This is a genomic window from Pseudomonas sp. (assembly GCF_050739995.1).
Taxonomy (GTDB): Bacteria; Pseudomonadota; Gammaproteobacteria; order Pseudomonadales; family Pseudomonadaceae; genus Aquipseudomonas.
Genome location: NZ_JBOICG010000134.1, coordinates 1 through 9,381, shown reverse-complemented (window position 1 = coordinate 9,381; position 9,381 = coordinate 1). Strand labels below are relative to the sequence as shown.

At 61.1% G+C, this 9,381-nt stretch carries 11 protein-coding genes; 5 read left to right on the top strand and 6 right to left on the bottom strand.

Going from position 1 to position 9,381, the window contains the following annotated elements:
• Positions 1-52: 52 nt before the first annotated feature.
• The 3 genes from ycaC to ACRESD_RS04670 are packed head-to-tail and all read right to left on the bottom strand — an operon-like array spanning position 53 to position 3,122.
• Entirely contained in the window at positions 53-670 is a 618-nt protein-coding gene (ycaC, locus tag ACRESD_RS04680; RefSeq protein WP_431749854.1) for an isochorismate family cysteine hydrolase YcaC, read from the bottom strand.
• Between the two features lie 26 nt (positions 671-696).
• Positions 697-2,535, bottom strand: a complete 1,839-nt coding sequence (locus tag ACRESD_RS04675) for an amidohydrolase (RefSeq protein ID WP_431749853.1) — start codon at positions 2,533-2,535, stop codon at positions 697-699.
• The gene (locus ACRESD_RS04670; protein ID WP_431749852.1) at positions 2,532-3,122 is read right to left on the bottom strand and encodes an antibiotic biosynthesis monooxygenase; all 591 of its coding nucleotides are present in this window, start codon (positions 3,120-3,122) and stop codon (positions 2,532-2,534) included. Before ACRESD_RS04670 ends, ACRESD_RS04675 begins: the two co-directional genes overlap by 4 nt.
• 170 nt (positions 3,123-3,292) lie before the next feature.
• Between ACRESD_RS04670 and ACRESD_RS04665 the strand changes: the two genes are divergently transcribed.
• The 3 genes from ACRESD_RS04665 to ACRESD_RS04655 all read left to right on the top strand — a co-directional run bounded on the left by ACRESD_RS04665 (position 3,293) and on the right by ACRESD_RS04655 (position 4,867).
• The gene (locus tag ACRESD_RS04665; RefSeq protein WP_431749851.1) at positions 3,293-3,724 is read left to right on the top strand and encodes a helix-turn-helix domain-containing protein; all 432 of its coding nucleotides are present in this window, start codon (positions 3,293-3,295) and stop codon (positions 3,722-3,724) included.
• 83 nt (positions 3,725-3,807) lie between these two features.
• Positions 3,808-4,530: a pirin family protein gene (locus ACRESD_RS04660; RefSeq protein ID WP_431749850.1), complete on the top strand. Its 723-nt coding sequence runs from the start codon at positions 3,808-3,810 to the stop codon at positions 4,528-4,530.
• 145 nt (positions 4,531-4,675) lie between these two features.
• Positions 4,676-4,867 (top strand): hypothetical protein, encoded by a 192-nt coding sequence (locus ACRESD_RS04655; protein WP_431749849.1) that lies wholly within the window; start codon positions 4,676-4,678, stop codon positions 4,865-4,867.
• Between the two features lie 63 nt (positions 4,868-4,930).
• Here ACRESD_RS04655 and ACRESD_RS04650 read toward each other — a convergent pair whose 3' ends face one another.
• Complete coding sequence (locus ACRESD_RS04650; RefSeq protein WP_431749848.1) at positions 4,931-5,929, bottom strand: quinone oxidoreductase family protein; 999 nt, start codon at positions 5,927-5,929, stop codon at positions 4,931-4,933.
• Positions 5,930-6,031: 102 nt separating this feature from the next.
• Here ACRESD_RS04650 and ACRESD_RS04645 point away from each other — a divergent pair, with 102 nt between their 5' ends.
• On the top strand, positions 6,032-6,895 hold the full coding sequence (locus ACRESD_RS04645) for a LysR family transcriptional regulator (RefSeq protein ID WP_431749847.1): 864 nt from the start codon (positions 6,032-6,034) through the stop codon (positions 6,893-6,895).
• Here ACRESD_RS04645 and ACRESD_RS04640 read toward each other — a convergent pair whose 3' ends face one another.
• Positions 6,896-7,855 (bottom strand): GlxA family transcriptional regulator, encoded by a 960-nt coding sequence (locus ACRESD_RS04640; protein WP_431749846.1) that lies wholly within the window; start codon positions 7,853-7,855, stop codon positions 6,896-6,898.
• A 107-nt stretch (positions 7,856-7,962) separates the two neighbouring features.
• On the opposite strand from ACRESD_RS04640, the gene ACRESD_RS04635 reads away from it, so the two are divergent.
• Positions 7,963-8,505 (top strand): thioesterase family protein, encoded by a 543-nt coding sequence (locus ACRESD_RS04635; RefSeq protein WP_431749845.1) that lies wholly within the window; start codon positions 7,963-7,965, stop codon positions 8,503-8,505.
• A gap of 7 nt (positions 8,506-8,512) precedes the next feature.
• Here ACRESD_RS04635 and ACRESD_RS04630 read toward each other — a convergent pair.
• The coding region (locus ACRESD_RS04630; protein ID WP_431749844.1) for a Fic family protein at positions 8,513-9,381 on the bottom strand (869 nt) is incomplete at its 5' end.

Below are 9,381 nucleotides of genomic sequence, written 5' to 3'. Positions count from 1 at the left end.
TATCGGGGGCAAGCCCCCTCCCACATAGGATCACTTATATCTTCAGAGCAGGTTACTTGGCAGTGAAGGCCGAATAGCTGTTCATCAGGTTGCGGTAGTTGGGAATGCGTTGGGACAGCAGGTTGGCCAGGCCTTCCATGTCGTTGCGCCAGTCCACCTGCAGCTCACACGCCACCGAGAACCAGTTCACCAGTTGAGCCCCGGCAGCGGCCATGCGCGCCCAGGCGGCTTGCTGCACGGTTTCGTTGAAAGTGCCGGAGGCGTCGGTGACCACGAATACGTCGAAGCCTTCTTCCAGAGCACACAAGGTCGGGAACGCTACGCACACATCCGTCACCACACCGGCGATGATGATCTGCTTGCGGCCGGTGGCTTTCACCGCCTTGACGAAATCCGCGTTGTCCCAGGCGTTGATCTGGCCTGGGCGCGGGATGTACGGCGCGTCCGGGAACATCTCTTTCAACTCGGGAACCAGCGGGCCGTTGGGGCCGGATTCAAAGCTGGTGGTGAGAATGGTCGGCAGCTTGAAGAACTTCGCCAAGTCGGCCAAGGCCAGCACGTTGTTCTTGAACTCGTTGGGCGAGAAGTCCTGCACCAGGGAGATCAGGCCGGTCTGGTGGTCGACCAGCAGCACCACGGCATCGTCTTTGTTCAGGCGTTTGTACGTCATGGGGTTAGCTCCTTTTGGGGGTTGAATCAGAAGGCAAAACACGAGCAGCCAAACGCACCCCAGAAACCCTGGAAGTCGCTGACCGGCACGCTGGAGAGCCGTGCTTTTTCATGGCTGTGGGCATGCACGCCGCACGGGCCGCTGCACTGATGGACTTGCGCCTGCAAGGGCGAACTGGGGCGCCAGTGCCCCGGCACCTTGACCACGGGCGACCAGTCCGGCAGCACCGGAAGGCGTGGGGGTGAAAAATCTTCGAAGTCGCCAGCGCCGTACACCACTTTGCCGCCGACCACGGTGAGCACCGATTCGATCCACTTGATGGCTTCTTCCTCGACGCTGAAAAAGTCCGCCGAGAGTGCCGCCACGTCCGCCAGCTGGCCGACCTTGATCTGGCCTTTCTTGCCCTGCTCGGACGAGAACCAGGCGCTGCCGTGGGTAAACAGCTCCAATGCGGTGAGCCGTGGCAAGCCTTCGGCATGCAGGGCCAGGCCGCCGACGGTGCGACCGCTGACCATCCAGTACAGCGAGGTCCACGGGTTATAGCTCGACACCCGCGTGGCATCGGTGCCCGCCCCTACCGGCAGCCCTTCGGCGAGCATGCGCTGGATCGGCGGCGTGGCTTCGGCGACCTTGGCGCCGTAACGCTCGACGAAATACTCTCCCTGGAAGGCCATGCGGTCCTGAATCGCAATGCCACCGCCAAGGGCACGCACGCGCTCGATGTTCTGCGGCGTGATGGTTTCGGCATGGTCGAAGAACCACGGCAAGCCATTGAACGGAATGTCGCGATTGACCTTCTCGAACACGTCGAGCATGCGCGAGATCGATTCGTTGTAGGTGGCGTGCAGGCGGAACGGCCAGCGCTGCTCCACCAGATGGCGTACCACCGGTTCCAGTTCCTGTTCCATGGTCAGCGGCAGGTCGGGACGCGGTTCGAGGAAGTCTTCGAAGTCGGCGGCCGAGAACACCAGCATTTCACCGGCGCCGTTGTGACGCAGGTAATCATCGCCCTGGTGCAGAGTGACGCTGCCGGTCCAATGCTTGAAATCGCTGAGTTCTTCCTTGGGCTTCTGGGTGAACAGGTTGTAGGCGATGCGCACCGTCAACTGTTCATCTTTGGCCAACTGTTCGATCACCGCGTAGTCATCGGGGTAGTTCTGGAAGCCACCTCCCGCGTCGATGGCACTGGTCAGGCCCAGGCGGTTGAGTTCACGCATGAACTGTCGCGTGGAGTTGACCTGATACTCCAGGGGCAGTTTCGGGCCTTTGGCCAGGGTCGCATACAGGATCATCGCGTTGGGTCGCGCCACCAGCATGCCGGTGGGGTTGCCGTTGCCGTCACGCACGATCTCACCGCCGGGCGGGTTCGGCGTGTCCTTGGTGTAGCCGGCCACGCGCAGGGCGGCACGGTTGAGCAACGCGCGGTCGTACAGGTGCAGCACAAATACTGGCGTGTCGGGCGCAGCCTGGTTCAACTCGTCCAGGGTCGGCATGCGTTTTTCGGCGAACTGGAATTCGTTCCAGCCCCCCACTACCCGCACCCATTGCGGTGTTGGGGTGCGGTCGGCCTGGTCCTTGAGCATACGCAACGCATCAGCCAGGGACGGCACACCTTCCCAGCGCAGTTCGAGGTTGTAGTTCAGCCCGCCACGGATCAGGTGCAGGTGCGAATCGTTGAGGCCGGGAATGACGGTGCGGCCCTTGAGGTCGATAACCTGGGTGCCACTACCGCGCAGGGCCATGGCCTCGGCGTCGGTGCCGACAGCAACAAACCGTCCCTGATGGATGGCGACGGCCGTGGCGCGTGGGTTTTCCCGGTCCACGGTGTGGAACTGGCCATTGAACAGAATCAGATCGGCGTTCATAGGGTTTCCTTTACAGAGGCTTCGAGCCAGGGAGCGAACAGACGAGTGGCAGCCGGCATCAGCAGGTAGACCACCAGCAGCACAATGGTCAGGGTGACCAGAAACGTGGCGACAACGTAGTTGGAGAGCAGCGGATGCAAGCGCAACACCGGGCCCCAGAGGATGGGGATCAACAGGGTCAGCGGCAGGATCACCAGCAGCGTGACAATCGCCTGCTTCCAGCGCGGCGGCTTGGCGGCGGCATCGGCCAGGGGCGAAAACCAGAACTCGTTGACCGCGCCGACTTCAGTCCGGTCGCCGTCGGCGAGCATCGGCGTGGCTTCGTTGATGAGGTCCTGGCGTTGGGGTGAGTCCAGCCAACGCTTGAGGTCATCGGCCGAGCGATAGCGCAGCACGCAGGTGAACAACGTCAGACCGCCTTGCTTGCTGCGCACCACATCGACGCCAAGGTGCCCCGGACGCTCGCCGGCGATGCGCACGGTGCGCCGCAGCCATGCTTCGTAATCGGCTTCAAGGCCCCGTTTCACGCGGTGTTTGACCACCAGGGTCACGACCTCGTCCGGCCCGCCTTGTGCTGTTGAGTCCATCGCGCCCCTCCCCTGGATACTTGAACGTTCACAAGAGTGTGCGACGCTGCGATGTAGAAAAATTGCATGTATGTGCTCAGCACGAGCGATGCCTATAGCGGGCTACACTGGGTATTCATTCACCGGTAAGGTGGGTGAAAACCAGCGCCCTTCGACCACGGATATCGATCATGGCTCAACCAGCAGTTGCAACCGGAATGCTGTGTTCCCAGCGGGAACAGAAGGTCAAACAATTGATCCTCGCCAACCTGGCCGAGCCACTGGAGGTCACGGAACTGGCCCGCGCCTGTGAGCTGTCGCGCAGCCATTTCTCCCGGGCCTTCAAGCGCACCACTGGCGTGGCGCCCCGGGAATGGATTCGCCAGCAGCGCATCAAACGGGCCAAGGTGCTGATCACCGCCTCCGGCCTGAGCCTGACGCAAATCAGCCAGGAATGCGGATTCTGCGACCAGGCGCACTTCTGTCACCTGTTCAGCCGCAGCGAAGGGGTGAACCCGATGACCTGGCGCAAGCTTCAACTGCGCTATCGCGATCATCTCAAGGCCCTGCAGCTGGCAATCGTCAACTGCAATGAGACAGTTATTCAAAATACAGCTTCTTAATCAACCAACTGCTAACCAGTAACCTTCTCCTCACACCGAAGCCCTGCATCTCGCAGACCCGCTTCCCTTGAGGAGAACACCCCATGCTGACCCTTCGCAAAGCCTCGGAACGCGGCGCCGCCAATCACGGTTGGTTGAAGTCGTTCCACACCTTCTCGTTCGCCAACTACTGGAACCCCAAGGAGCAGGGTTTCTCCGACCTGCTGGTGATCAACGACGACCGCGTCGCCGCCGGCAAAGGTTTCGGCCAGCACCCGCACCGCGACATGGAGATTTTCTCCTATGTGCTCGAAGGCGCCCTGGAACACAAGGACACCCTGGGCACCGGCTCGGTGATCCGCCCTGGCGACGTGCAACTGATGAGCGCCGGCAGCGGCGTGGCCCACAGCGAGTTCAACCACAGTCAGAACCACGGCGTGCACTTCCTGCAGATCTGGATCGTGCCGGATGTGGTCGGCGCCCAGCCACGCTACCAGCAGGAGCACTTCAGCGAAGCGCAGAAACGTGGGCGCTTGCAGTTGATCATCTCGCCGGACGGCGCCAAGGGCTCGCTGAAGGTGCGCCAGGATGCGCGAGTGTATGCCGGGCTGTTCGACGGTAACGAGAGCGCGACCCTGGACCTGCCACGGGACCGCTACGCCTACATCCATGTGGCACGGGGCAGCGTCGAGCTCAACGGTCAACGCTTGCAGGAAGGTGACGGTGCCCGGGTGCGCGATGAACGCCAGATCCACCTGAGCCAGGGCGACAACGCCGAGGTGCTGGTGTTTGACCTGCGCCCACAGGAACTGCCGCAGATGCCATGACCGGCCCTGCGATGGTCCGCCAACACGGGCCATCGCTGGCGTCGATAGTCACCATCAGCGCAATGAAGTTCTCTTAAAAAATCCAACGCGTACCATCAAACCCATACCAGGCAACACCCAAACCAAACACTCGGAGCACATCACCATGAAACGCCAAATCTTGCTTAGCCTCGCTTTCTCGGTACTCGCTGCCAATGCTTTTGCCCACCCGGTTGTCGCTGAAGGCGGTGCGGATCGTCTGCAGGAACGTGGCCTGGCCGAAGGCGGTGCCGATCGCCTGCAGGAACGTGGCCTGGCTGAAGGCGGCGCGGATCGTCTGCACAGCAACAACGCCTGACCCCGCGCTGCTGGCGGGGCACCCCAAACCGGCCTGATCAGCCGGTTTTTTTTTCGCCCGCGATTAGTCCAGATTGCGCTCCAGCCACAACACAGCCTTGCCGATCTGCTGCCGTGCCTCGATACGTTCATGTACGCCTTTGACGGTCTCCAGTGTGTAATGCCCTTCAATCTCCACGCTCAATGAGCCTTCCAGCATCGCCGCAAACACCGCGTTCGCCCGTCGTTGCACGGTGGAGCCGTCAGCCATATGGTCGGCCAGGCGCGGCCGGGTCAAAAACAACGAACCGGCTTCCCCCAGTTCAATCGGGTCAAGGTCGGTCAACGAGCCCGAGACGTTGCCGTAATTGACGATCAACCCGCGTGTACGGCACGCCCTGAAACTGTCGCGCAAGGTGGTTTTCCCCAGGGAATCAAACACCACGTCCACTCCTCGCCCGCCGGTAGCCTCCAGGACACGCTCGGCAAACCCGTCATAGGCCCAGGCGTGGTGGGCACCGCGCTCAAGGGCAATCGCACATTTTTCTGCCGTGCTGCCGGTGGTGAATACCGTCGCGCCGAGTCGACGCGCCATCTGCACCAACAACTGGCCGATGCTGCCCGATGCCGCATGGATCAGGCAGGTGTCGCCGGCCTTCAGCTGCGCCACATCCTCGATCAGGTAATGGGCGGTGCAGCCCTGAAACATCGCTGCAGCCGCCTGATCAAACGGGATGGCGGTGGGAATCTGCGCCACCTTGTCGGCCGGCACGCAGGCGTATTCGGCATAGGCGCCCCAGGCGATGCACCAGGCCACACGGTCGCCCACGTGCAAGTGACTGACACCAGCGCCCACTGCCACCACCACGCCTGCACCTTCCATGCCCAAGGTGCACGGCAGGCGCACCGGGTAAGTCGCTGATTGGGCGTACTTGCCCTGGCGGGTATGGATATCCATGAAGTTGATGCCTGCGCAGGCAACCTGCACCAGCACGTGCCCCGCAGTGGCCTGGGGTTTGGGGACGTCATGGCGCAGTTCGGCCACTTCAGGGCCGCCGTAGGCTTGCAAGGTAATGGCTTTCATCGAGGAACAACTCCGTTTGCACTGGGAAGCGGCCATGGTAAAAGAGCACCATCAGCCTGAAAATTCCCCATTCACTCACACCGTCCGTGCGGAAATAACCCGATGTTTGACTGGCAGGATCTGTATTACTTCACCGTATTGGCCCGTACACAGTCGTTGTCAGCGGCTGCCCGGGAATTGCAGGTTGAACATGCCACCGTGGGGCGCCGCGTCGATGCGCTGGAAAAAGCCCTGGGCGTCAAGTTGGTGGACCGCTTGCCGCGCAGCCGGCCGCTCACTGCGCAGGGTTTGGCCTTGGCAGAGCTGGCGGCAGGTATGGGTGAGATGGCCTCTGACGTCATGCGCCTGTCGCGGGTCGCGTCCATTGAAATGGCCGGTACCGTACGCGTCAGTTGCCCGCCCTCCATCGCCAACCACTGCATCGCGCCGCACATCGCCCGCTTGCGTGCCCAGTACCCGCAATTGAACCTGGTGCTGATGCCGTCAACCCAGTTGGCGGCGTTGGACAAGGGCGAAGCCGATATTGCCTTGCGCACCGTGCAGCCCGACGAGCACGCACTGGTACGGCGCCGGGTCGGCGTGGTGCGTTTCGGGCTGTATGGCGCGCCCGAACTCCAGCAACTGCCCGCCCCACAGTGGACCTTCATCGCCTATGACAGCAGCCGTGATCACCTGCCCCAACAGGCGTGGATGCACCAACTGCGCGGCCAGCGCCCGATGGTGTTCGCCGCCAGCGAACTGATTACCCAGCAAATGGCCGCCCGCTCACAGGTCGGCGTCGTGGTATTGCCGACCCTGGTGGGCGACCACGACCCGTTGCTGGTCAGGTTGCCCACCGCCAGCGAGGGCCCGGTGCGCGATATCTGGCTCACGGTGTACCCGGATATACGTCGCTCGCCGTCGGTGAAAGTGGTGATGGAGTTTCTGGTGACCTGTATCGAAGGCGAGGCCCAACTGCGTCGTTGATCAGCCCGTGGCGCCGAGGAATTTCTTGCGGTACGCCGCCGGCAGCATCCCCACTCGCTGCTGGAACAAGCGGCGAAAGGAATTGCTGTCTTCATACCCCACCGCGTAGGTGATGCTTTCGAGGGTCATGCGCGTGGCTTCGAGCATCTGCTTGGCCCGCTCCAGGCGCAGCGTTTGCAGGTAGGCAATCGGCGTATGACCGGTGGCGTCCTTGAAGCGCCGCTTGAAGTTGCGCACACCAAAACCGAAGCGCTGCGCCACTTCGTCGATCACCAGTGACTGGGCAAAGTGCTGCTCCAGCCAGTGCTGTACCCGCAGGATCTCACCGTCGCCATGGCTCTTGGGCAACGACCACATGGCGTACACCGATTGCTCGGTGCGCACCGTGTCGATCAGCAGGTATCGGCTGCACGTGTGGGCCAGTTCCGGCGAGCCGAAGCGGCGAATCAGGTGCAACATCAAATCCATGGCCGCACTGGCCCCGCCACAGGTGATCACACGGTTTTCTTCGCACAGGATCTGCGCGTCATCCAGGCGCACCGTGGCATACCGGCGCCGAAACAGCTCGGCTAACGCCCAGTGGGTGGTGGCACGCAAGTTGTGCAACAGGCCGGTTTCGGCCAGTAGAAAAGCGGCCGTGCACATCGAGGCCAGCACCGCCCCCCGGGCATGTTGCTCGCGCAGCCATGGACCGTAGCTGGGAAACGCCGGCAACGCCTCCTTCAAGGTAAAGAGAAACCCGGGGATCAGTACCAAGTCGGTCTGGGTCACTTGCGCCAACGAATAGTCCACCTGCAAACGCTGCCCGCCCCAGGCATCGACAGGCTGGCCGTCGAGGGAGGCCACCACGATCTCAAAGGGTGGTGCTTCGGCGAACAGGTTGGCGGCGCTGAGCATCTCCAGGGCCAACGTGGCGCTGGCGGCGGAACATTGGTCAGCCAGGAGCAAGGTGATGTGCATTTAGAGGCCTGCTTGCGCTTTTCGCATGTAATAAGTCATTTGCGCACCTACCTTAGCCGATCCGACGCCTTTACAGTGCGCTCTCTGATCAACTGCCTGGCGTTTTTATGAATCTCTGGTTTCGCTTGTTCCGCATGCTGTGCCGCCGCCCGTGGCGCAACCCTGTCCATGGCCTGGACACGACGGTGGTGCGCATGCGGGTGTGGCCACTGGACCTGGACATCAACCGGCATGTCACCAATGGCCGGTATTTTTCCCTGGCGGATGTTGCGCGCATGGATTTTGTACTGCGCACCGGCGCTTTTCGCGTGGCATTGCGCAAGAAGGCATTGCCTATCGTGGGCGATACCTGGGGCAAGTTCCGTCGGGAATTGAAGCTGTTCGAAGCCTTCGAGGTGCATACGCGCATGCTCGGCTGGGATCAGAAATGGAGCCTGATGGAGCACCGCTTCGTCAGCAACGGTCGGGTCGTCGGCGTGGTGGTGATGCGCGGCCTGTTCCGCAGCGCCAAGGGCACCCTGCCCCCGGCGGATTTCCTGCGTGAACTGGGCCTGGACGAAACCTCACCGCCGATGCCGCAATGGCTGAACGACTGGGCCGCCAGCTGCGATGCCATGAGTGTGCAGTTGCGGGGGGAGGAGCAGGTTTGACATCGTTTCAGCTTGAGGAGCCCAGCGCCGCCAAGTTGGCCTGCCCATCGTTTCGTGCAACGTACAGATAGCTTTTTCCTTCCTGGACCTTGAGCAGCACTTTCATCTCGACCAGCTTCTCAAGGTCCTTACGTGCGGTATTTTCCGAAACGTCATAGTCATGGGTGAGCTCCTTGGGCGTGAATATGCGTCCTGGATGCTGGAGCACTTTCTTCAAGAAATGGCCCTGTCGGTAGTTCAACCGCTCTTTCAATTCAAGTGTGGTCAACCAACTCATCAGCTCTGCCGCCTCCAGGCGCTTGCTGTCGAAATAGGCCATGAATTGCTGAATGGCCCGTTCAATCACCCGCAATTGATAAATGACGAAGTAGGTCAAATCAAACGCATCGGTTTCCGTATACACGTACGAACGCCCATATTGCATAGGAGCTTGCTTGAGCAGCGTGCTGATAGAAATGTATTCAAATGGCCAATAACCACTTTTGAGCATGAACCAGTAAAACAAAGCGCGTGCGGTGCGCCCATTGCCATCCCTGAACGGGTGTTCATAGCCCAGCATGAAGTGCAGGATAACGGCCTTCACCACAGGATGGATAAAGTGTCTGCCATCCTGGCCGTCATGCCGATCATTCGCGAACTGGCAAAGCGCCTCAAGCCTGACCGGCAGCAGCACGGCCTTGGGTGGCTGATGGACGACTTCGTCACCTGCGCCACCGACAAAAATATCGTCACTGTCCCTGATGTGCCCCGGATGAACGTCGTCCTCTTCAATATCTGCGGTGGCAATGCCATGCAGTTCACAGATCAGCGCAACAGACAGTTTTTCGTCCTTGTTGTACTTGGCATGTTTCATCAGTTGATAGTTGTTGAGGATCA

Excerpts from the sequence above, each read along its gene's own strand:
- ACRESD_RS04645 (WP_431749847.1), top strand. The coding sequence starts at position 6,032 with ATGTTTGACTGGCAGGATCTGTATTACTTCACCGTATTGGCCCGTACA.
- ACRESD_RS04660 (WP_431749850.1), top strand. The coding sequence starts at position 3,808 with ATGCTGACCCTTCGCAAAGCCTCGGAACGCGGCGCCGCCAATCACGGT.
- ACRESD_RS04640 (WP_431749846.1), bottom strand. The coding sequence starts at position 7,855 with ATGCACATCACCTTGCTCCTGGCTGACCAATGTTCCGCCGCCAGCGCC.
- ACRESD_RS04655 (WP_431749849.1), top strand. The coding sequence starts at position 4,676 with ATGAAACGCCAAATCTTGCTTAGCCTCGCTTTCTCGGTACTCGCTGCC.
- ACRESD_RS04635 (WP_431749845.1), top strand. The coding sequence starts at position 7,963 with ATGAATCTCTGGTTTCGCTTGTTCCGCATGCTGTGCCGCCGCCCGTGG.
- ACRESD_RS04670 (WP_431749852.1), bottom strand. The coding sequence starts at position 3,122 with ATGGACTCAACAGCACAAGGCGGGCCGGACGAGGTCGTGACCCTGGTG.
- ycaC (WP_431749854.1), bottom strand. The coding sequence starts at position 670 with ATGACGTACAAACGCCTGAACAAAGACGATGCCGTGGTGCTGCTGGTC.
- ACRESD_RS04665 (WP_431749851.1), top strand. The coding sequence starts at position 3,293 with ATGGCTCAACCAGCAGTTGCAACCGGAATGCTGTGTTCCCAGCGGGAA.
- ACRESD_RS04675 (WP_431749853.1), bottom strand. The coding sequence starts at position 2,535 with ATGAACGCCGATCTGATTCTGTTCAATGGCCAGTTCCACACCGTGGAC.
- ACRESD_RS04650 (WP_431749848.1), bottom strand. The coding sequence starts at position 5,929 with ATGAAAGCCATTACCTTGCAAGCCTACGGCGGCCCTGAAGTGGCCGAA.